This window comes from Streptomyces sp. NPDC043176 (assembly GCF_056436715.1).
In genome coordinates, this window is the sequence record NZ_JBWKCA010000016.1 from 124,298 (window position 1) to 145,133 (window position 20,836).

The 20,836-nt window shown below is 72.8% G+C and carries 26 protein-coding genes; 8 read left to right on the plus strand and 18 right to left on the minus strand.

The window, feature by feature from the left end; translation table 11 throughout:
* Window positions 1-443: 443 nt before the first annotated feature.
* On the plus strand, window positions 444-1,679 hold the full coding sequence (locus AC067A_RS25025) for a PP2C family protein-serine/threonine phosphatase (protein ID WP_479244709.1): 1,236 nt from the start codon (window positions 444-446) through the stop codon (window positions 1,677-1,679).
* Between the two features lie 189 nt (window positions 1,680-1,868).
* On the opposite strand, the gene AC067A_RS25030 is transcribed toward AC067A_RS25025, so the two are convergent.
* The 3 genes from AC067A_RS25030 to AC067A_RS25040 form a co-directional block, all read right to left on the minus strand.
* Entirely contained in the window at window positions 1,869-2,213 is a 345-nt protein-coding gene (locus AC067A_RS25030; protein WP_479244710.1) for a DUF2516 family protein, read from the minus strand.
* Window positions 2,214-2,304: 91 nt separating this feature from the next.
* Complete coding sequence (locus AC067A_RS25035; RefSeq protein WP_479244711.1) at window positions 2,305-2,925, minus strand: hypothetical protein; 621 nt, start codon at window positions 2,923-2,925, stop codon at window positions 2,305-2,307.
* A 28-nt stretch (window positions 2,926-2,953) separates the two neighbouring features.
* A complete protein-coding gene (locus tag AC067A_RS25040; RefSeq protein ID WP_479244712.1) occupies window positions 2,954-3,400 on the minus strand; it encodes a helix-turn-helix domain-containing protein in 447 nt (148 codons plus the stop codon).
* 152 nt (window positions 3,401-3,552) lie between these two features.
* Here AC067A_RS25040 and AC067A_RS25045 point away from each other — a divergent pair, with 152 nt between their 5' ends.
* Window positions 3,553-4,005 carry a helix-turn-helix transcriptional regulator gene (locus AC067A_RS25045; RefSeq protein ID WP_479244772.1) on the plus strand — a complete coding sequence of 151 codons (453 nt, stop codon included), beginning with the start codon at window positions 3,553-3,555 and terminating at the stop codon, window positions 4,003-4,005.
* A gap of 10 nt (window positions 4,006-4,015) precedes the next feature.
* A complete protein-coding gene (locus tag AC067A_RS25050) occupies window positions 4,016-4,432 on the plus strand; it encodes a VOC family protein (protein WP_479244713.1) in 417 nt (138 codons plus the stop codon).
* Here the strand turns inward: AC067A_RS25050 and AC067A_RS25055 are convergent.
* Complete coding sequence (locus AC067A_RS25055; RefSeq protein ID WP_479244714.1) at window positions 4,410-5,060, minus strand: hypothetical protein; 651 nt, start codon at window positions 5,058-5,060, stop codon at window positions 4,410-4,412. The genes AC067A_RS25050 and AC067A_RS25055 overlap by 23 nt on opposite strands.
* Before the next feature lie 78 nt (window positions 5,061-5,138).
* Between AC067A_RS25055 and AC067A_RS25060 the strand changes: the two genes are divergently transcribed.
* From AC067A_RS25060 to AC067A_RS25070, 3 genes are all read left to right on the plus strand, one after another.
* Window positions 5,139-5,624, plus strand: coding sequence for a MarR family winged helix-turn-helix transcriptional regulator (locus AC067A_RS25060; protein WP_479244715.1), 486 nt, complete (start codon window positions 5,139-5,141; stop codon window positions 5,622-5,624).
* Window positions 5,625-5,873: 249 nt separating this feature from the next.
* Entirely contained in the window at window positions 5,874-7,313 is a 1,440-nt protein-coding gene (locus AC067A_RS25065; protein WP_479244716.1) for an MFS transporter, read from the plus strand.
* Window positions 7,310-8,320, plus strand: a complete 1,011-nt coding sequence (locus AC067A_RS25070; RefSeq protein WP_479244717.1) for a helix-turn-helix transcriptional regulator — start codon at window positions 7,310-7,312, stop codon at window positions 8,318-8,320. Before AC067A_RS25065 ends, AC067A_RS25070 begins: the two co-directional genes overlap by 4 nt.
* Window positions 8,321-8,344: 24 nt before the next feature.
* Here the strand turns inward: AC067A_RS25070 and AC067A_RS25075 are convergent, their stop codons facing one another.
* Together AC067A_RS25075 and AC067A_RS25080 are read right to left on the minus strand one after the other, a co-directional pair.
* The gene (locus AC067A_RS25075) at window positions 8,345-9,589 is read right to left on the minus strand and encodes a GNAT family N-acetyltransferase (RefSeq protein ID WP_479244718.1); all 1,245 of its coding nucleotides are present in this window, start codon (window positions 9,587-9,589) and stop codon (window positions 8,345-8,347) included.
* Window positions 9,590-9,815: 226 nt separating this feature from the next.
* Complete coding sequence (locus tag AC067A_RS25080) at window positions 9,816-10,436, minus strand: RsiG family protein (RefSeq protein ID WP_479244719.1); 621 nt, start codon at window positions 10,434-10,436, stop codon at window positions 9,816-9,818.
* A 139-nt stretch (window positions 10,437-10,575) separates the two neighbouring features.
* On the opposite strand from AC067A_RS25080, the gene dtd reads away from it, so the two are divergent.
* Window positions 10,576-11,001: a D-aminoacyl-tRNA deacylase gene (gene dtd / locus AC067A_RS25085; protein WP_479244720.1), complete on the plus strand. Its 426-nt coding sequence runs from the start codon at window positions 10,576-10,578 to the stop codon at window positions 10,999-11,001.
* Between the two features lie 110 nt (window positions 11,002-11,111).
* On the opposite strand, the gene ygfZ is transcribed toward dtd, so the two are convergent.
* The 6 genes from ygfZ to AC067A_RS25115 form a co-directional block, all read right to left on the minus strand.
* Window positions 11,112-12,083: a CAF17-like 4Fe-4S cluster assembly/insertion protein YgfZ gene (ygfZ, locus tag AC067A_RS25090; RefSeq protein WP_479244721.1), complete on the minus strand. Its 972-nt coding sequence runs from the start codon at window positions 12,081-12,083 to the stop codon at window positions 11,112-11,114.
* Between the two features lie 9 nt (window positions 12,084-12,092).
* Window positions 12,093-12,530 carry a Fur family transcriptional regulator gene (locus AC067A_RS25095; RefSeq protein WP_479244722.1) on the minus strand — a complete coding sequence of 146 codons (438 nt, stop codon included), beginning with the start codon at window positions 12,528-12,530 and terminating at the stop codon, window positions 12,093-12,095.
* A gap of 112 nt (window positions 12,531-12,642) precedes the next feature.
* Window positions 12,643-13,215: a heme-binding beta-barrel domain-containing protein gene (locus AC067A_RS25100; RefSeq protein ID WP_479244723.1), complete on the minus strand. Its 573-nt coding sequence runs from the start codon at window positions 13,213-13,215 to the stop codon at window positions 12,643-12,645.
* Between the two features lie 227 nt (window positions 13,216-13,442).
* Window positions 13,443-14,330 carry a hypothetical protein gene (locus AC067A_RS25105; protein ID WP_479244724.1) on the minus strand — a complete coding sequence of 296 codons (888 nt, stop codon included), beginning with the start codon at window positions 14,328-14,330 and terminating at the stop codon, window positions 13,443-13,445.
* Entirely contained in the window at window positions 14,327-15,115 is a 789-nt protein-coding gene (locus AC067A_RS25110) for a hypothetical protein (RefSeq protein ID WP_479244725.1), read from the minus strand. Before AC067A_RS25110 ends, AC067A_RS25105 begins: the two co-directional genes overlap by 4 nt.
* A complete protein-coding gene (locus AC067A_RS25115) occupies window positions 15,112-16,011 on the minus strand; it encodes a hypothetical protein (protein ID WP_479244726.1) in 900 nt (299 codons plus the stop codon). The genes AC067A_RS25110 and AC067A_RS25115 overlap by 4 nt, the downstream gene beginning before the upstream one ends.
* Before the next feature lie 187 nt (window positions 16,012-16,198).
* Here AC067A_RS25115 and AC067A_RS25120 point away from each other — a divergent pair, with 187 nt between their 5' ends.
* Window positions 16,199-16,561, plus strand: a complete 363-nt coding sequence (locus AC067A_RS25120) for a DsrE family protein (protein ID WP_479244727.1) — start codon at window positions 16,199-16,201, stop codon at window positions 16,559-16,561.
* A gap of 9 nt (window positions 16,562-16,570) precedes the next feature.
* Here AC067A_RS25120 and AC067A_RS25125 read toward each other — a convergent pair whose 3' ends face one another.
* The 6 genes from AC067A_RS25125 to AC067A_RS25150 all read right to left on the minus strand — a co-directional run bounded on the left by AC067A_RS25125 (window position 16,571) and on the right by AC067A_RS25150 (window position 20,830).
* Entirely contained in the window at window positions 16,571-16,912 is a 342-nt protein-coding gene (locus AC067A_RS25125) for a DUF3099 domain-containing protein (protein ID WP_479244773.1), read from the minus strand.
* Between the two features lie 51 nt (window positions 16,913-16,963).
* Entirely contained in the window at window positions 16,964-17,251 is a 288-nt protein-coding gene (locus AC067A_RS25130; protein ID WP_017242395.1) for a DUF1416 domain-containing protein, read from the minus strand.
* 51 nt (window positions 17,252-17,302) lie between these two features.
* Window positions 17,303-18,148, minus strand: a complete 846-nt coding sequence (locus tag AC067A_RS25135) for a sulfurtransferase (protein WP_017242394.1) — start codon at window positions 18,146-18,148, stop codon at window positions 17,303-17,305.
* A 168-nt stretch (window positions 18,149-18,316) separates the two neighbouring features.
* Entirely contained in the window at window positions 18,317-18,397 is an 81-nt protein-coding gene (locus AC067A_RS25140) for a putative leader peptide (protein ID WP_350497993.1), read from the minus strand.
* Window positions 18,398-18,671: 274 nt separating this feature from the next.
* Window positions 18,672-19,361 carry an LmeA family phospholipid-binding protein gene (locus AC067A_RS25145; RefSeq protein ID WP_479244728.1) on the minus strand — a complete coding sequence of 230 codons (690 nt, stop codon included), beginning with the start codon at window positions 19,359-19,361 and terminating at the stop codon, window positions 18,672-18,674.
* Window positions 19,362-19,516: 155 nt separating this feature from the next.
* Entirely contained in the window at window positions 19,517-20,830 is a 1,314-nt protein-coding gene (locus AC067A_RS25150) for a hypothetical protein (RefSeq protein WP_479244729.1), read from the minus strand.
* Window positions 20,831-20,836: the final 6 nt, after the last annotated feature.

A 20,836-nucleotide genomic window follows, 5' to 3' on the forward strand; every position in this document is an offset into this window, starting at 1 on the left:
CCGTGACGCAGTCCCGCCCAGGAAGCCCCGTACGCGACGCAGTCCCCGCCCGAGGAGCCCCGGACGTGACGGGCGCCACCGCCGGGCCGCGGGCGTGTCGCGGTCGATGTGACGGAGTGCACGCGCGGGGCCGGTGTGGGGGGCGGCGGCATGGCGTGACGTTTCTCATTGCCGTCGGAGCCCTCCGGGCGGGCCGTGGGGGCAAGTACCTCCCCATCCGCGGCATATGCCAACGACGCCACGGGGGCTCACACTCCGATCACCATTCCGCTGCGCACCGCCCTACCGCTAGGGTCCGGGACGGGCGGGACGCCACCCGGCGCCCTGCGCACCCTCGGGGGGAGGGAAGGAAAACCGGACCGATGCCCGTATCGCTACCGCGTCAGAGAATCGTCTCTGCAACTGCGGGACCCGGCGAGGCCACCCCTATGGACGCCACCGCTATGACAGGCACAGTCACCGTCACAGGCACCGATCGCTCCGATCGCACCGATCTCACCCTCCTGGTCGTCGAGGACGACCCGGCGGGCGCCTTCGCCGTGCCCGAACTGCTCGACGCGGCGGACGCCGCGGGCACCCGGGTCCGCATCCGCACCGCCCGCAACCTCACCGAGGCCGAGCGGCTCCTCACCGACGACGTCCACTGCGTCCTCGTCGACCTGTCCCTGCCCGGCCCCCGGGCCGCGGCCGGCGACGACCCGCTCGCCCCCCTGCGGCACATCCTCCGCCTCGCCCCGCGCCACGCCGTCCTCGCCCTCGCCGCATCGGCGGACGCGGAGCTGGCCGCCGAGGCCGTACGGGTCGGGGCCCAGGACCACCTCTTCCGCGAGGAGCTCGACGGGCGACTGCTCAGCCGGGCCATCCGGTACGCGGTCGAGCGCAAGCGCGCCGACGCCGTCCAGGTCAAACTGGCCGAGTCCCGCCTCCGGGCCCAGGAGAACGCCCGGCTGGAACGCGGACTGCTCCCCACCCCGCTCCTGGAGGGCTCCGACCTCCGGTTCGCGGCCCACTACCGCCCCGGCCGCTCCCGCGCGCTCCTCGGCGGCGACTTCTACGACGTCGTCCGCACGCCCGACGGCACCGTCCACGCCATGATCGGCGACGTGTGCGGGCACGGCCCCGACGAGGCCGCGCTCGGGGTCGAGCTGCGGATCGCCTGGCGGGCCCTGACCTTCGCGGGCCTGTGCGGGGACGAGCTGCTCTCGACCATGCAGCAGGTCCTGGAGCACGAGCGGGAGAGCGAGGAGATCTTCGCGACCCTCTGCACCGTGGACATCGCGCCCGACGGGCGCCGGGCCGGCCTCTGCCTGGCCGGCCACCCCTCCCCGCTGATCGCCCGGCAGGACCGGGCGGCCAGCCTGCTGCCGTACGAGGACGGCGGCCCGGCCCTCGGGCTGCTGCCGCGCGCCCGCTGGCCGCGCCGCCAGGTGGAGCTGGGCGGCGCGTGGAGCCTCCTCATGTACACGGACGGTCTCATCGAGGGCCGTTCCGCCGGCCCCGGCTCGCCCCGGCTCGGCCAGGACGGCATGGTCTCGATGATCAACCGCCAGCTGACCTCGGGCCTGCGCGGCGAGGAGCTCCTGGAGGCGGCCGTCACCGAGGTCCGGTCCCTCAACGGCGGCGAACTGACCGACGACGTCGCGGTCCTGGCCCTGGAAAGGGACAGGGCCCGGGGGTAACCCCCGGGCCCTGTCCGTCCTCTTCTCCGGCGAACCGGCCGCGATCGTCCGGCACTCCCGCGAACCGGCCGCGCTCGTCCGGTGCTTGCGCGAGTCAGCCGCGCTCGTCCGTACTCCCGCGAACCGGCCGCAGTCGGCCGTACTCGCGCGAGCCGACCGCGATGGGCCGGTGCTTGCGCGAGCCGGTCGCTACCGGCCGCCGTTGTACGGGCCGTACGGTCCGTCGCTGCTGGAGCCGCCGCCGCGGCGGCCCCGGCCTCCGCCGGAGACCTGCGCGAGGGCGGGGCGGACGTCCACCATGAACACGATGGCCGCGATCAGCCCGGCGATCTGCAGGAACAGCATCGGGAGCAGCAGGTTCAGGACGAGGTTGATGCCCAGGATGATCAGCCAGAACTTCTTCGTCTGCTTCTCGGCGGCACGGTAGGCGTCCTCGCGCGCCATCGCGGCGAAGACGAGCGCGGCGACGGCGAAGCCGGTGAAGACAAGGAAGATCACCAGGAAGAGAAGGGAGTCGAATCCCGCGCGCAACATGCTGAGCACCGCCTAGTGAAATGGGAGAGAGAGCGCCTCGCGGTCAAGGTACCCGGTACAACGCACCAGGTACCCGTATTGGTGCCCCGCCCTACTCCTTCCCGGCGGCGACGTCCTCGGCGGCGGCCTTCCTGACGGTGGCCTTGCGGGCCGTGGTCTTCTTGGCGGAGGCCTTCCTCGCCGTGGGCTCGGCATCGGTGCCGGCGGTCTCCGGCTCCGTCACGGAAGCGTCCGCGCCCGCGTCGGCCTTGGTCCCGGTCTCGGAGTCGGTCTCCGTCCCGGGCTCGACGACGACGGCGATCTCGACGATCTCCTCGGCCACCTCGCCCCGCCAGGCCTTCACAGCCTCCTCGCCGTGGGCGGCGACCTCCTCGTACTTCTCGCGCGCCTTCACTGCGTACTCGGCGGCGACACCGACGCCGCGCAGGGCGAGGTCCTGGGCCGTCTCGCCGATCTTCTTCAGGTCCGTGTCGAGGACGCCGACGACCTCGGCGAACTTCGACTGCACGGTGGCCTGGGCCTCCTTGGCCTGCGCGGTCACCTTCTCCTGCACGGCCTTCGGGTCGGTCTTCCGTACGGCCTCGATCCGGGCGGGCGCCTCGGCGGCGAGGTGCTCGATCAGGCCGGGCACCTTCCTGGCCTGCTGCGCGACGAGGTCGGCGGTGCCGGCGGCGAAGAAGAGAGGGGTACGCAGTTCGTCGATGATGGCCATGCTGGTGGTCCTCCCGGTGTGACGTGTACTAGCTCGTGGTCGGTCCGGCATCGGGCGCGGCGGGAACCGTCGGAGCGCTCTCGGTGGCGGTCGCCGTCGTGGCGGTCGCCGCTGCGGCGGCCGCGGCCTCGGCGGCGTTCTCCTTGCGGAACGAGTCGTAGATCTGGAGCAGCACCTGCTTCTGCCGCTCGTTGATCGAGGGGTCGGCCAGGATGACGGCTCGCGTCTCCAGGTCGTCCCGCTCCTTCTCGTCGAGGATCCCCGCCCGCACGTAGAGCGTCTCGGCAGAGATCCGCAGCGCCTTCGCGACCTGCTGCAGCACCTCGGCGCTGGGCTTGCGCAGCCCCCGCTCGATCTGGCTCAGGTACGGGTTCGACACCCCGGCCGCCTCGGCGAGCTGACGCAGGGACAACTGCGCGGTCCGCCGCTGTTCGCGGAGGTACTCACCGAGATTGCCGACGTTGAGCGATGCCATGCTCCGACCATGCCAGCTCCTGCTAACTATTGCAAGCAGCCGCTTGCAAGAGTGTCCTCGACGTAAGGCCCGCGATCGCCCCCGCGGCGCCGTGCGATGCTGGTGGGGTGACCCTTGAGGACCTGGTACGGCTGCGGCGCGCGCGGGACACCATGGATCGGGACTACGCGTCACCCCTGGACGTGCCGGCCCTGGCCAAGGTCGCCCTGATGTCGACCGGCCACTTCACCCGCAGCTTCCGGGCCGCCTACGGCGAGACGCCCTACAGCTACCTGATGACCCGCCGCGTGGAACGCGCGAAGGCCCTGCTGCGCCGGGGCGACCTGAGCGTGACGGAGGTCTGCTTCGCGGTGGGCTGCACCTCGCTCGGCTCCTTCAGCTCGCGCTTCACCGAGCTGGTCGGCGAGACCCCGAGCGCCTACCGCGCCCGCCGCCACGAGACGGGCGCCGCGATACCCGCCTGTGTCGCCAAGATCCTCACCCGCCCGGTGAGGCACGGCGGGGCCGCCGGGACGTCCGGGTCGGGATCGCGCGGCAGGACCGCCACGCCCGCCCCCGGCGAACCGGTCAGGATCCGAGAAGCGGAATCGGCCGCCGCGTTTTAGCGTCGGCGACATGAACGTCAAACTCTCACAGTGCTTCATCGCCGTCGACGACCACGACAAGGCGCTCACCTTCTACCGCGACGCCCTCGGCCTGGAGGTCCGCAACGACGTCGGGTTCGAGGGGATGCGCTGGGTGACCGTCGGATCGCCCGAGCAGCCGGACGTCGAGATCGTCCTCGAACCGCCGCTCGCCGACCCCAACGCCTCCCCCGCCGACCGGCAGGCCGTGGCCGAGCTGCTCGCCAAGGGCATGCTCCGCGGTGTGATCTTCGCGTCCGAGGACGTCGACAAGACCTTCGAGACCATCCGCGCCGCAGGCGGCGAGGTCCTCCAGGAGCCCGTCGACCAGCCCTACGGCGTCCGCGACTGCGCCTTCCGCGACCCCGCCGGCAACATGGTCCGCTTCACCCAGCCCCGCAAGCCCTGATCCACCCCCCACGCGACGCTCCCCGCACCCACCCGGCGAGCGTCGCGTAGTCATTCCCCCCCCCCAGCCCCCACCGGCCGTCCACCCGGTGCAGCAGCGCCTGCCCCACATGGTGAGCGGCCACCCACGCGCGGTCCACCGCGCCGATCTCGTCGTCCACCCACGCGAACGGCCGCCCCGCGGCCCACGCCACGAGCGCCGGGGTCTTCCAGTGGAGCCCGGGCCGCTCCGCCCCGTCCGCCCCGTCCGGCCACTCCGCCGCGTCCGGCCCGTCTGACCCCTCCGGCCCGTCCGGCCCGTCCGGCCCGTCCGGCCCGTCCGGCCAGGGCACCAGCGGGAGTTCGGGCAGCCCCAGGCGGGGCGCGACCCAGGTGTTCGCGTCCGCTTCCCGCGTGGTCGCCCACACGAGCTCGTACGGAAGCGCCGCGAGCCGGGGCCCCTGCGCGGGATCGAGCCGTGCGAGCAGCGGACTCACACCGGTCGGCGGCTCCGGCGGATACGTCGGGTGGGCGGGGTCGGCGCCGTCGCGCGTACCGAAGGGGATCAGCGGCCCGTCCACATCCAGGAAGAGCAAGGGCAGGGGGCCGTCGGGGGCGGTGCCGGTCCGCTCCCCCGCGTGCGACGTCATGCCTCCATCCTGCCCGGCGGCGCAACTCGTCCGCTTCTCGATAATCCGTGACGGATCGAGTCTCGGTAGGCTGGGGGCATGACCGCCATGGCACCCACACGGACCGAACCCGACCTGTCCTATCTGCTGGACCACACCAGTCACGTCCTGAGGACGCGGATGGCGGCGGAGCTCGGGGAGATCGGGCTGACCGCGCGCATGCACTGCGTGCTGGTGCACGCGCTGGAGGAGGAGCGGACGCAGGCGCAGTTGGCCGAGATCGGGGACATGGACAAGACCACGATGGTGGTGACGGTCGACGCACTGGAGAAGGCGGGGCTGGCCGAGCGGAGGCCGTCGAGCACGGACCGGCGGGCGCGGATCATCGCCGTGACGGAGGAGGGGGCGAAGGTCGCGCGGAAGAGCCAGAAGATCGTCGACGGGGTGCACGAGAGTGCGCTCGGGTCGCTGCCCGAGGACGAGCGCACGATCCTCCTCCGCGCGCTGAACCATCTGGCGACCGGCCACCTGGGCACCCCCGTGGAGAGCCCGAAGCCCGCCCGCAGGGCCCGCCAGCGCGGCTGACCCCCCGCCGCCACCGGGTCCGCCGTCACGGGTGACCCCCACCGTCCCCAGGCACCCCGCCGCGAGCGCCCCACCACCCCCAGACCCGCCGGCACGAGCACCCCCGCCACTCCCAGTCCTCGCCGGGAGCCGACAGGCGCGGGGGCTCCCGGTCGACCGGGCGAGAAGTCCTCCCGTAAAAAATAGTCTGCAACAAAACCTTCTGCTAACGTCTCTCCTGTAGCCTCCGTCGAACAGGAGAGACCTGCCATGCCCACGCCTGCCACCACCTCCCGACAGCTCGCGCTCGGCGTCCTCGCCACCGGGATGCTGATGACGGTCCTCGACGGCAGCATCGTGACCGTCGCGATGCCGGCCATCCAGGGGGACCTCGGATTCACGCCCGTCGGCCTCAGTTGGGTCGTGAACGCGTACCTGATCGCGTTCGGTTCGCTGCTGCTCCTCGCCGGCCGGCTCGGCGACCTGATCGGGCGGAAGCGGATGTTCCTCGCCGGGACCGGGATCTTCACCGCCGCGTCGCTCCTCGCGGGGGCCGCCGCCTCCCCCGGCGTTCTGATCGCCGCCCGCTTCCTGCAGGGCGTCGGCAGCGCGATGTCGTCCGCCGTCAGCCTCGGCATCCTCGTGACGCTGTTCACCGCACAGCGCGAACGGGCCAGGGCCATCGCGGTGTTCAGCTTCACCGGCGCCGCGGGCGCGTCCATCGGACAGGTCCTCGGCGGCGTGCTCACCGACGCGCTCGCCTGGAACTGGATCTTCTTCATCAACCTGCCCGTCGGCGCCGCCACGCTCCTCGTCGCCCTGCGCGCACTCCCCGCCGACAGGGGCCTCGGACTCAGGGCCGGAGCCGACGTCATCGGCGCGCTGCTCGTCACCTCGGGCCTGATGACCGGCATCTACGCGGTCGTCAGGATCGAGGAGTACGGGGCCGGTTCGGCACGCACCCTCGGCCTCGGCGGTCTCGCCCTGGCCCTGCTCGCCGGCTTCCTCGTCCGCCAGGCGCGGACCGCGCACCCGCTCATGCCGCTGCGGATCCTCCGCTCCCGCAGCGTCGCCGGCGCGAACGCCGTCCAGATGCTGATGGTCGCCGCCCTGTTCTCCTTCCAGATCCTCGTCGCCCTCTACCTGCAGAAGGTCCGCGGATACGGCGCCGCCGAGACCGGTCTCGCGATGCTGCCGGCCGCCGCCGTCATCGGAGCCGTCTCCCTGGGCGTCTCGGCCCGTCTCATCGCCCGCTTCGGCGAGCGGAACGTCCTGCTCACCGGCATCGTCATGCTCGTCGGCGTCCTCGGCCTGCTGACCCGCGTCCCCGTCGACGCCTCCTACGCCACCGACCTGCTGCCCGTGATGCTCCTCGCCGCCGGGTTCGGACTCGCCCTCCCCGCCCTCACGTCGCTCGCCATGTCGGGCGCCGACGAGGCGGACGCGGGCCTCGCCTCCGGCCTGTTCAACACCACCCAGCAGATCGGCATGGCCGCCGGCGTCGCCGTCCTGTCCACCCTGGCCGCCACCCGCACCGAGACCCTCACCGCCGCCGGCCACCCCGCCGCCGAGGCGCTCACCGGCGGCTACCACCTCGCCTTCGCCGTCGGCACGGGCCTCCTCCTCGTAGCCCTGGCCGTCGCCGCCGGCGTCCTGCGGCCGGCGAAGGCCTCCGCCGAGACCAAGCCGCGCATGACAATGGCGGCATGAGAGCCGATCGACTCGTCGCCGCCCTGCTCTTCCTCCAGACCAGGCAGCGGGTCACCGCCGCCGAACTCGCCGCCGAACTGGACGTGTCCGAACGGACCGCCCGCCGGGACCTCGAAGCGCTCGCGAGCGCCGGGGTCCCGGTCTACTCCCAGGCCGGCCAGGGCGGCGGCTGGTCGCTCGTCGGCGGAGCCCGTACCGACCTCACCGGCCTGACGGCGCCCGAGATCCGCGAGCTGTTCCTGCTGACCGGGCCCGACGCCGGTGCGAGCCCCCGGACCCGGACCGCACTGCGCAAGCTCGTACGGGCCCTCCCCGCGCCGCTCAGGGACGGCGCCGAGGCCGCCGCCCGCGCCGGGGTCGCCGACGGCATCGACTGGGCGGGCACGGACAGGGAGGAACCCCTGCTCGCCCCCCTCCAACGGGCCGTGGTCGAGGGGCGCGAGCTCCGGATCGGGTACGCCCGGCCGGGCCGGGACCCGCACGAACGGACCGTACGACCGCTGGGGATAGCCGCCAAGGCAGGCGTCCGCTACCTCGTCGCCGACACCGAGCACGGTCTCCGCACCTTCCGCGTCGGCCGCGTCACCTCCGTCACCGAGACCGGCAACCCCGTCGTACGCCCCGAGGACTTCGACCTCGCCACCGTCTGGCGCACCCTCGCCGCCCGCATGGAGGACCGGCTGGTCGCCGCGACCGTACGCGGACGGGCCGCCCCCGGCACCGAATCCGTCCTGGAAGGCCTGCTCGGCGGGCGTGTACGGTACGGCGAACGCGACCCGGACGGCTGGACGGCCATCGAGGCCGACGGCCCCTCCCCCGAGGTCGTCGCCGCCCGGCTCGCCGGCCTCGGCGCCCGCGTCGAACTCCACGACCCGCCCGAGGCCCGCACCGCCCTGGCCCGCATCGGCGCCGAACTCACCGCGCTGTACGGCACGGGAGCGCCGGGGGGAGACCCGTCAGGCGAGCTCGGAAGAGCCGGGGAGCGGCCCGCCCCCTCGCGCCCGTGAGAGCCGGGGCGGATCCGTCCCCGCTCAGAAGATGTCGGGCGAGAACGGCCGCAGCGGCGTACGGAACAGCAGGTCCGCCCGGGCCGCGGCGCCCGCCGTCGTCTCCTCCACGCGACCCAGCCGGGCCAGCCGCACCGCCGACTCGTCGCCGAACGCCAGCGTGCCCAACTCGGCGACGTCGAAGGCGAGATCGGCCGACTCGGCGGTACGGACACAGGAGACGCCCGCCGGGGAGGCGTCCAGCCGGAACCGGCCGCCCGCCAGACCGTCCGCGTCCCGCACGTCCAGGACGAGGCTCCCCTCCACCGGATACGTCCGGCTCTCCAGGACCCGGACGACGTCCAGGACCCGGACCCACAGCATGTCCACGTACGTCAGCGTCCGCGCCGCGCGCGGGTCCGGCAGCAGCAGCGGCAGCGGGTCGTCGGGCGCCCGGTAGCCGGAGCGGACCGTGGCGATCCAGTCGATCGAGCAGAGGTAGTGCCACAGGGCGCGCTCGGCGGCCGGGGTGAACGCGATCAGGTCCCGCACGGTCGCCGTGTTCACCGGCTGCTTCGCGTCGTCCCACTTGTCGTCGGCCGAGTACGCCACGTACCCCTCGACCTCCCCGGACTCCGCCCGGTACACCGCGTAGTACGGCTCCCGCCACGGCTCGCTCCGGTGGCCCAGACCGGTGCCGATCTCCCAGCCGCGCGCGTCGCGGTCGGTGACCCCGGCGCGGACCGCGGCAAGCCTTCGGTGCACCTCGGGGCCCGTCTTGCGGATCTCGTCGCCGTCGGTCAGGTCGATCCGGCCGCCGTCCTCCGGGCGGCCCGAACGGCGCGGGTCGAGACCGGCCCGGCGCACGTCCACGCTCCACTCGGTCGCCCAGCTCGCGGCACCGAAGCCGTACCGCCCGTAGATCGGGTACTCGGCGGCGATCAGCGTCGCGATCGCGTCCCCGCGTTCCTTCGCGGCGGCCAGGTCCGCGCTCATCATCCTGCTGAGCAGTCCGCGCCTGCGATGCGTCGGGGAGACGGTGACCTGGGTGATCGCGTCGGCCGTGAGGCTGCCGCCGCCGACCGTGCTGACCTCCTGCCGGAACGACCGGAAGGTGGCGACGATCCGGCCCCGGTCGAAGGCCCCGAGCGTCCGGTCGAGGTCCGCGTGCGCCAGCCGGTCAGCGGCCTCCGCCTCCGACACGACGGGCGGCCGCAGGAACCCGGTCCGAAGCGCCCGCTGCCAGTCGGGGAACTCCGACTCCGCCACCGTACGCACGTCGACAGTCATCCCTCGACCCTATGCACGCCCCCCACACCCCGCACCCGAGTTTCCCCCGCCCCGCCCCGTCCCACCGGACCGGCCGCCGACGGCGGACGGACCGCGCTCACCCCGCCGGGTGGCCGCAGCCTCCGCCACTCCTGCCACTCCGGCCGCCGCCTCCGCCACGCCGGTCGCCGGTCGCCGCCCCCGCCACGCCGGCCGCCGGCCCTCCGGGCAGGCCTGCCGCCGGCGCTCACGCCAGCAGGTCGTCGACCTGGGCCTCGCCGTCGCGGTAGCGGCGGGCGATCTCCGCGCTGCAGTCGTCGGCGGTCCGCTGGAGGTGCTGCCGCCGGCGCGAGATCTGTTGCTCGTACCCCGCCAGGCGTCCCATCGCCGCGTGCAGCTCGTCGTCCGTGCGGGCCGTCAGGTCCGACAGCTCGACCTCCGACAGCATCTCGGCCGCGAGCCGCCGGTACTCCTCGCCGCGCGGCGTCGACAGCGTCACGTGCCGTGCCGAGCTGCGGTGCCGCGACGGCACGTCCGCGAGGATCTCGGACAGCCGGTCGAGGACCGGGGCCTCCGGATCGGTCCGCCGCGCCAGCTCGGCCCGCAGGATGTCGATCCGGCCCTGGAGCATCCGCCGTACGTAACTCAGGTCGGCCTCGTCGCTCTGCGCCTCGCGCCGCAGCGTGCGCAGCTCGGGCAGCCGCAGCGCGCCGAGGTCGGGCCGCGCCGCCTCCGGCAGGGCGGCCTCGGCGGTCCGCTGCACGGGTGGGCGCTTCACGGGGCCTCCGCCCGGTCCTCCGCCCGGGAATCCGGAGCGGATCAGCGGTACGGGACCGGACGGCGTCGGCCCGGTGCCAGGTGCACTCATGAGAATCGTCCCCTCGACCGGTGCGGAGCCGCACCGCCTCCTCCGCATGGTGCCACTCCTGCACGCGCGCGTGCAGGCGCTCTGCACCCGTTCGGCCCCTCGTCCTTCGGACCACTGCCCGCTCGGTAGGTTGGTACGCATGCGAGCTGTGGTGCAGAGGGTCGACGGCGCGAGCGTCGTCGTCGCAGGGGAGACCGTCGGTGAGATCACCGGCGAGGGGCTGTGCGTGCTGGTCGGGGTGACCCACGACGACACCCCGGAGAAGGCCGCCCAATTGGCCAGAAAGCTCTGGTCCGTCCGGGTGCTGGACGGCGAGAAGTCGTGCTCCGACGTGAACGCGCCGCTCCTCGTCATCTCCCAGTTCACGCTCTACGGAGACGCCCGCAAGGGCCGCCGCCCCACCTGGAACGCCGCCGCGCCCGGCCCCGTCGCCGAGCCCCTCGTCGACGAGGTCGTCGCCCGGCTGCGGCAGTTGGGCGCGCACGTGGAGACGGGCCGCTTCGGAGCGGACATGCGCGTCTCGCTCACGAACCACGGCCCGTTCACGGTGCTGGTCGAGGTCTGACCCGCGGCGGCGGGAGCCGCCCCGGTGGGAAGCGGCCCCGGTGGGAGCGGCCCCGGCGGGAGCCGCCCCGGTGGGGGGCCACCGCGAGGGAGGCCACCGCGAGGGGTCCCCTACGGCTCGACGACCGTCTCCTGCGCGGCCGCCGTCGTCCCGGCGATCAGCGGGGCGTCCACGGGCACGTTCCGCTTCACCAGGGCGAGGGCGATCGGACCCAGCTCGTGGTGGCGGACGGCGGTCGTCACGAAGCCGAGCTGCCGGCCCTCCTCGCCGTCGGCGGCGAGCCGGACGGGAGTGCCGTGCCCCGGCAGCAGCACCTCGCTGCCGTCCAGGTGGAGGAAGACGAGCCGGCGCGGCGGCTTCCCGAGGTTCTGCACCCGGGCGACGGTCTCCTGGCCCCGGTAGCAGCCCTTCTGGAGGTGGACGGCGCTGCCGATGAGGCCGATCTCGTGCGGGATGGTCCGGTGGTCGGTCTCGAAGCCGAGCCGGGGCCGGTGCGCCTCGACCCGCAGCGCCTCGTACGCGAGGAGGCCGGCGGCCGGACCGTGCGAGGCGGCGAAGGACTCCAGGTCGGCGCGGGGCAGGAACAGGTCGCGGCCGTGCGCCGTCTCCCGTACGACCACGCCCTCGGGCACCTCGGCGACGGAACCGGCCGGGAGGTGGACGACCGCGACGTCCTCCGTGCGGTCGGCGACCTCCACCCGGTAGAAGAACTTCATCGACTCCAGGTACGCGACGAGCTCCTCCCGCGTCCCCGGCTCGACGTGCGCCCACACCGTCTCGCCGTCGTCGACGAGGTACAGGGCGTGCTCGATGTGGCCGTTCGCGGAGAGGATCAGCGCGTCGGTCGCCCGCCCGGCCGGCAGGTCGGTCATGTGCTGGGTGAGGAGCAGGTGCAGCCAGCTCAGCCGGTCGTCACCGGTGACGGCGACGACACCGCGGTGCGACAGGTCGACGAAACCGTCGCCGGCGGCGAGGGCGCGCTGCTCGCGGAACAGGTCGCCGTAGTGCGCGGCGACACCTTCGTCGCGGCCTTCGGCGGCGACGGCACCGGGCAGGGACAGCAGGGGGCTCGGGCTCTTCATAAGAAGAGCCTACGACTCGGCGGCCGCGACCTTCCCGGCGCAGTCCGCGCACCGGCCGAAGATCGCGAAGTGCTTCATGTCCGTCTCGAACCCGAAGGTCTCACGGAGCTTCCCGGTGAACTCCGCCGCCACCTCGACGTCCGCCTCGATCACCTCGTCGCAGTCCCGGCAGACCAGGTGCAGATGGTGGTGCCGGTCCGCGAGGTGATAGGTCGGGGCGCCGTGCCCCAGATGGGCGTGGCTCACCAGCCCGAGCTCCTCCAGGAGCTCCAGGGTCCGGTACACCGTCGAGATGTTCACCCCGGAGGCCGTTTTGCGGACCTCGCCGAGGATGTCGTCCGGAGTCGCGTGCTCCAGCTTGTCCACGGCCTCCAGCACAAGCTGCCGCTGCGGCGTCAGCCGGTACCCACGCTGCCGCAGATCGCTCTTCCAGTCGGTGCTCACCACGCCCCCCAGTGTAGGAGGGCGCGGCGCGGCACCCCAGACCCTCAGCGGCCTCAATGGCCTCAGTGGCCTGAGACCTTCAGCGGCCTCAGCGGCCTCAGCGGCCTCAGCGGCCTCAGCGGAAGAACGCGATGCCGTCGTCCGGCATGTCGGGCAGGTTGCGGGCCATCTCCGCGACCTCCTCGGGCGTGACGACCTTCTTCAGGTGCGCCGACATGTACGGGCGGAGCGGGACCTCGGGGGTCGCCTTCTCGCCCACCCACATGAGGTCGCTCTTCACGTAGCCGTAGAGCCGCTTGCCGCCGCTGTACGGACCCGAGGCGCCGGTCCGGGCGACGGCGTCCGTCGCCAGGTCGATCTGCGGCTTCTGGTCGGCGAGCTCGCCGTACCAGATCTCGACGATGCCCTGGTCACGGACCATGACGACCTCGACCTGACGGTCCTTGTCGATCCGCCAGTAGCCGCTCTCGCTCTCCAGCGGACGGACCTTGTTGCCGTCGTTGTCCAGGACCCACGAGTGCGAGTGGTACTCGAGGAAGTCCCGGCCGTCGTGGCTGAACGTCACGGACTGGCCGAAGTTGCACTTCTCGGCGCCGGGGAAGTCGGAGACACCCGCGCCCTCCCACGTACCGAGCAGGAACGCGAGGGGGACGAGGTCCGGGTTGAGGTCGGACGGGATCTCGATCATGAGCAGCTCTGGCGTTCTCTAGAGGTGGTTACCGCTGGCCCTGGTACAGCTTCTTCACCGCGAGACCGGTGAAGGCGAGCACGCCGACACAGACGAGGACCAACAGTGCTTCGAAGAAATAGATCACGGGGTGCTCCTCGACTGAGGTGTGAAGGCGGAACGGGCCGGACCCCAGCTTAGTGGGCCGGGGTCCGGGCCACTCGGTGAGGTGGGTCTCCCGGCCCCCGCTACCCGAGCAGCTGGTTCTGCAACGTGACGGTCTGCCGGAACGGCACCTCCAGCGCCTCGCCCTTCCGCGTCTGCGTGATCAACGCGAGCGTGTCCCCCGCCTGCACGTACGCCCAGCGCGTCTGCTCGGGTCCGTGGGGCTTCTGTTCCCGGTAGGCGTTGGCGCGCGTGTCCGGCACGTCGATGTCGTCCGCGAAGGTCTCCGGGTCGACGCCTTCCACTCCCTCGGGGAGCGCCGTCGGACCGGAGGTGCTGTCCACCCCGACGGCCCCGCGCAGGTACTCCTCGGCGTACGCCACGGAGCTGAACCGGAGCAGGTGGATGCTGGTGCGGGTGCCGTCGGGGGTCGTCCAGCCGCGGGCGGCGATGTGCCGGAGGGCCGAGTCCGCGAGCGTCTGCCGCAGGTCGCCGCGGAACTCCTTGCCGTAGAGGGAGAGGTACGCGTCCGTGGACACGAACCCGCCGTTGAGCTTCGGGTCGGGCGTCGCACCGGCCGGCGCGGGCAGCAGCAGTGCGCGCGGGTCGGCGTAGTGCACCTCGCCGTCGTTGCCGTCGGTGAAGGGGCGGGGCCGGTCCGCGGGCAGCGCCGGCAGCGTGAGCCGCGGGTACTCCCAGCGGCCGTCGCTCTCGGTCGCCAGACCGGGTACGTCCTCCCGGTCCATGGCGGTGATCCCCATGGCGGCACCGGCGCCCACGCCGCCGCACACGACCACGGCGGCCGTCCAGCGGGCGACGGCCCACAGGACACGGCGGCCGCGCCGGGGCGCGGCGGGCACGGCGTCAGGCGCCGGCTCCGGGGCGGCCGCGACCTCGGCCGCGACCTCCCCCGCGTCCGCGGCCGTCCGGGCCTGCTGTTCGGCCTGCTGCTCGGTCAGTTGCTCGGTCATACGTACTCCCCCGGAGACGCGATGTGGCGGAGCTGCTTCTCGACGAGGTCGGCCACGGCCTTCTCGTCGAAGGGCGGGGATCCGTACGCCCTGACGGTGATCATGAACTCGCCGTCGTATGCCGAGCAGACCATGTCCTGGAGGTCGGGATTCTGCCGGCCGCCCCGGTACGTCGTGGGCGTCTCGGGCTCGGGCCCCAGGTAGCAGGCGGAGTTCTTCGCGTACTCCTTGATCTTCGGGCCCTTGCGCAGCTTCAGGAGCTCGGAGATGTCCTTGCGGACCTCGAAGAACCTGCGGACCGCCTTCTTGTCCTTCATGCGCAGGATGAGCACCTCGGCCTGGTAGGTGCCGGCGTCGTCGGCGTACGCGCGCATCGCCATGCCCTGGATGCCGAGCTTGTCGACCTCCTTCTCGTACGCGCGGCGCTGCTTGCCGTAGTAGCCGTTGCCCGTCAGCTTGAGGAGGGCCTGGGCCTGCTTCGCCGACACCTCGGCGTCGTTGCCGTAGCCCTCGATGTCCGACCCGAGCACAAGGCCGTCCGGCACCGGCAGGAGGAGTTTGCTCAGCGGCGTCGACGCCCGGCCCCGCAGGAAGCCGGCGGCGGGGTCGTCGGGGGTCGCGGTCGTGCCGGGCTCCGCCCACGCCACCGTGGGCGCGGTCCGGTCGGCGCCGTCGGCCGTGACGGCGGTGTACGCGACGCCGCCGCCGACGGCCCCGAGCACGAGCACGGAGACCAGGACGTTCTTCAGGATCCGGCGGGTGCGGCTCCCTGACTTCTCGCTCACAGGCGCCCCAGCTGCCGCTCGGCCAGAGAGCGGATCTCGCTCTCGGCGATCTTGTGTGTGTCGTACATGAGGATCGTGATCGCGATGTCGCCGCGCTGGATGAAGGCACGGGCCTCGTACGCGTCCAGGTAGCCGGCCTCCCGGTGTACCGGGTAGATGTAGTAGCGGCCGTTCGTGGAGCCCTTCACCTCGTGTCCGAGGGATCCGGACTTCCCCTCGCTCGCGGTGATGCGCTGCTGCTGTGTCGCGTGCTCGAAGGCTCCGAGCCGGGAGTCCGCCCGGTACTGCACGAGTTCGATCCGGACGCTCTTGTACTCGCCCACCAGCCATCCGCGCGTGGCGATGCGGCGAACGCCCGAGGTGAGCGCCTCCTCGAGCCTCCCCTCGGGCATGGTGAACGTGTCGGCGTACGCGTCGAGCGGCTGCCACCCGTCCGTCCCGTCGGCGCGCGCCCCCTTCGGCCGCGGCAGCAGCAGCTTCCGCAGGTCGCCCTGCGCCTTCGACTGCAGGTCCTCCTTCGCCGACAGCGGCTCCGGTTCCTCGCCCTCGGGGAGCGGCTTGGCCGGGTAGGCGAGGGCGGGCTGGTTGAGGGCGGGCAACGGGGTGGGTTCGCGGTCGGCCTGGATGCGGTAGCCGACGGCGGTGCCGCCGACGAGACCGAGGACGGCGGCGACGGCGATGAGCCCGACGGTCCGGAGGACCCGGCGGCGCGGCCGTGCAGCGGCGTCGGGGGCGTCAGGGTCGGGGTCGGCGTCGGGGTTTGCGGGCGCTTCCGGAGCGGTGTCGGCTTCGGCGGGCGCTTCCGGAACCGCGTCGGCCGGCGGCGCGGCGTCGACAGGTGTTTCCGGCGCCGTTGTGGCCGGCGGCTCCGGTTCGGCGGGAGCTGCGGGATTCACGACCGGAGTAGCTGATTCCGGTACGGGATCGGGCGACGGCGGTGGCGCTGTTCCCTGGTTCGGGATGGTTTCTTCGTTGCTCAAGAGTCCCCCCACGAGACCTGAAGCGCGGATTCCGTCATCCGCGCACCCAGCAGACACGCGAGGGGCGCAGGGGGTTGCAGCGCCGCGCATTACAGTTCGGCATATGGCGAAGAAGCTCGTGATCAAGGTGACCGCAGGGGCCGACGCCCCCGAACGCTGCTCGCAGGCCTTCACGGTGGCCGCCGTCGCCGTCGCGAGCGGGGTGGAGGTCTCGCTCTGGCTGACCGGCGAGTCGTCGTGGTTCGCGCTGCCGGGCCGGGCGGCGGAGTTCGAACTTCCGCACGCCGCGCCGCTGCCGGACCTCATCGAGTCGATCCTGGCGGCCGGCCGCGTCACGCTCTGCACCCAGTGCGCCGCCCGCCGCGAGATCACCGAGGCGGACGTCCTCGACGGCGTCCGGATCGCGGGCGCGCAGGTCTTCGTCCAGGAGGCCATGGCCGACGAGACCCAGGCCCTCGTCTACTGATCCCGACGCCTACCGGTCCCGGCGCTTCTTGCCGTCCAGCTCGTCCCACCACTCGTCGGACTTCGGGTCGCCCGACGGGTCGTCCCACCAGCGGTCCTCGGGGCCGCGACGGTTGGCGACCATGGCGGCGACGGGCGGGATGACCATGGCGACGACGCACATGCCGACGGCGACGGGCACGGAGAAAAGGCGCACGACGGCCCAGGCGCCCACGAAGAGGACCAGGCAGGCACCCATCATCCAGAAGTAGACGTGCCGACGCCGTGCGTACACATCTTCAGCGTACGGCGGGGCGGGCTTCCCGGCGCGGAACGGGGAAGACCGGAGGGCCGTGCCTCGAGTCCTGGAAATGGCGTCCAACCCCCCAGGAGGCACGGCCCTCCGGCCGTTCGGGTGCGCGGATCAGACCGCGATGGCGACCTCTGCGAGGCCACCCTTCTGTGCGACGACCTGGCGGTCGGCGGTGCCGCCGGGAACCAGGGCGCGGACGGTCCAGGTGCCCTCGGCCGCGTAGAAACGGAACTGTCCGGTGGCGGAGGTCGGGACCTCGGCCGTGAACTCGCCGGTCGAGTCCAGGAGGCGGACGTAACCGGTGACGGGCTCGCCGTCCTTGGTCACGAAGCCCTGGATGGTGGTCTCACCGGGCTTGATCGTCGAGGCGTCGGGGCCGCCGGGCTGCGCTCCACACATGATGTTCTGTCCTTACGGTCGAGGGGTCCGGAGGGGAGGAGGTCCGGGGACTTACTTGTTGGCGCCGAGCTCGATCGGCACGCCGACGAGGGAGCCGTACTCGGTCCACGAGCCGTCGTAGTTCTTGACGTTCGTGACCTCGAGCAGCTCGTGCAGGACGAACCAGGTCAGCGCGGAGCGCTCACCGATGCGGCAGTAGGCGATGGTGTCCTTCGCCAGATCGACCTGCTCGGCCTCGTAGAGGGCCTTGAGCTCGTCGTCCGACTTGAAGGTGCCGTCGTCGTTGGCGTTCTTCGACCACGGGATGTTGCGGGCGCTCGGCACGTGGCCGGGGCGCTGCGACTGCTCCTGCGGGAGGTGCGCCGGGGCGAGCAGCTTGCCGGAGAACTCGTCGGGCGAGCGGACGTCGACCAGGTTCTGGGCGCCGATCGCGGCCACGACGTCGTCGCGGAAGGCGCGGATCGAGGAGTCCTGGGCCTTGGCCTTGTACTCGGTGGCCGGGCGGGACGGGACCTCGGAGCCGTCGACCAGGTCGCGGGAGTCGAGCTCCCACTTCTTGCGGCCGCCGTCGAGGAGCTTCACGTCCTGGTGGCCGTAGAGCTTGAAGTACCAGTAGGCGTAGGAGGCGAACCAGTTGTTGTTGCCGCCGTAGAGGACGACCGTGGTGTCGTTGCCGATGCCCTTGGCCGAGAGGAGCTTCTCGAAGCCCTCCTGGTCGATGAAGTCGCGGCGGACCGGGTCCTGGAGGTCCTGGGTCCAGTCGATCCGGATGGCGTTGCGGATGTGGTTCTTCTCGTAGGCCGAGGTGTCCTCGTCGACCTCGACGAGGGCGACCTGCGGGTTGTCGAGGTTGGCCTCGACCCAGTCCGCGTCGACCAGTACGTCGCTGCGAGCCATGCTGTTCTCCTCCGGGGCAGTGTGCGGCGGTGTGGTGCGGGTGGTGCTGTGTGTCGTGCGGTACGCGTCGTCGCGTGGCGTACGAACGGCGGACGTGCGTACGGCTTGCACAGGGCGGCCCTGACCGCGGTGGGAGGGCCTGAGGAATACGGGAGTGACGGGTCCCGCTCAGACGGAACGACAGAGCATGGCGGCGACGCGGCACAGGTCTACTGCCCGCCGCTTCGTGAGATCCGCCTGTCGCTTCATGCCCTCGATCGTAGGGACGGACAGGCGGCCGTGTCACCGGCGTGTCGCATTTTGAGACACGATCGTCCGAAAAGCGAGACGGGATCACCCTGCGGAGCGGCTTCGGACGCCTCCGTACCCACGCGTCCGGTTGTCCTCCTACGGATCGGACAACACCGTCTCAGCATATGGCCGACCAGGGCAGCGAGGGGCTGCGAAGGGGCCGGAAAGGCACCCGGGAGGGGGTGAGGAGGGTGCGCGGGGGGCAAGGGGGACAGGGGGCGGGCGCCGGGGCTCAGCCCGCCAGGACGACGTCCTTGCCGGTCACCATGACGGCGAGGCCGTCCGGGCGGGGCTCGACCTTCTCGACCTTCATGCCGGCGATCATGCCGATGGGGCGCTCGAAGTCGGTGCGGGCGCGGACCAGTTCCTCGACGCCGGGGATGCCCTCGCCGGGCACCTCGTCGGCGCGGACCCGGATCGTGCCGCCGTCGACGACGGTCACGGTGGACAGGACCGTCCGGGTCAGGGTGCGGCCCATGATCTTCACGCCGCCGGTCACCTTCACCTTGCCGTTGCCGCCGTAGGCGACGGTGGCGTCCTGGTCGGACGCGGCGGCGGTGAGGTCCGCGTACGAGATGAGCGCGGTGCCGGACGCCGAGCCGGCCTTCGCGCCGGCCCAGTCGCCGGTGACGGTCACGTCCCGCAGGACGGCGGTCAGTTCGCCGACCCGGATGCGCTTGCTGCCCGCCGTCGCCTGCACGCCGGTCGCCGTCACGTCGACCTGGTCGAACCGCTTGTCGGCGACCTGGGTGAGGAAGGGGAAGCCCTTGATGTCGACCTCGATCGACTCGCTGCTCGCGGCCGACAGCTTCACCCGGCTGGACGCCTCCGACTCGGCGTAGGCCACGGCCAGCCGGTCGATCCCGACGAGGACCCCGCCCAGCACGACGGCCACGATCAGCAGAATCCGCAGTGCTCGCATGGGATGTGTGTCCCCCCGGTAGAAAGCTTCGGTGTGTGAAGACCTTCGACGGCGGAGGTCTTCGGTGGGAAAGTCTTCGGCCCCCCGACACGAAGATCGACGTGTCGGAGGGCCGGTTGGTTCCCGGGGCCGGTGCGGGCCCGGCCGGGAGGGGCTCAGACCAGGGCGCGCCCGAGCAGGTAGACGGCGGGGGCGGCGGCCGTGAGCGGCAGCGCGACGCCCGCGGTCATGTGGACGAACCGGGAAGGGTAGTCGTAGCTCGCCACCCGCAGGCCGATCAGCGCGCAGACCCCGGCACCGAGGCCGAGCAGCGCTCCCTGGGTGCCCAGGTCCGTGAGGCCGCCGACCGCGACCCCGGCGCCCGCCGCCGCGAGCAGCGCGGCGATCAGCGAGACCGGGCCGGGCAGCGGCAGCGCCCGGGCGAGGACGGCGGCGGCGACGGCGACCCCGCCGACCACCACGGCGTCGGGCGCGGCGCCGAGGTGCCCGGTGGCGACCACGGTCAGCGCGGCGGAGGCGATGGTGGCCATCAGGCCGTACATCCGCTCGTCCGGGTCGGCGTGGCTGCGCAGCTGGAGGACCAGGCAGAGCAGCACCCAGACGCCGAGCGTGCCCAGGATCGCGGGGGCCGCGTGCTCGCGGCCGGTGGCGAGCAGGGCCGCGTCGGCGACGAGGCCGCCCGCGAACGCGAGGGCGATGCCCTGCCGGGCCGGCCACATGCCGTTGAGGCGGAACCAGCCGGCGGCGGTCAGCCCCTGGAGCAGGACCAGCGGGACGAGGAGCCCGTACGACCCGAGGGCGGCGCCGCCGGCGAACAGCAGTCCGAGGACGGCGGTCAGCGCGGCCGGCCGCATGCCGGGCTCGATGACCGGCGACCGGCCCTCGGCCCTGGCCCGCTGGGCGTCGGTGATCCGGGTGTTCCCGGCCGTCGTCGGCGAGGAGTACGCGGGGCCCGCCTCCGCCGCGGGGGCGGACGCGGCGGCCGCTGCGGGCGCCGGGACCGGAGGGGCGGGTGCGGCCTGCTGCTGCCCGGCCTGGTGGCCCGCGTGGTGACCGGCCTGGTGGCCCGCGTGGTGGCCGGCCTGGTGGCCCGCGTGGTGACCGGCCTGGTCGACGGCCCGGTCCGCGTACGCCGGGTACTGCTCGTACGGCTGCCCGGCCGACTGCTCGTACGGCTGCGGCTGCGGCTGACCGTACGACTGCCCGGCCGGCTGCGGGTAGGGCTGTTCCCCGGACTGCGCGTACGACTGCGGCCGGTACGCCGTCTCCGGCGTCCCGTGGGGCGCCGCGGCCCTGGCGGCCTGGATCTGGTCGTAGGAGACGGCCGGCTGGTACGTGGTGTCCCAGGTCTGGCCCTCCCACGTCTGCGTGACGTCGGCCGGGGGCTGCTCACCGCGGTGCTGCCCGTCCTGCCGGCCGTCCGCGTACGGGTCGTACTGCTGCCCGCCGTAGTAGTGGTCGTTGCTCATGCTCTG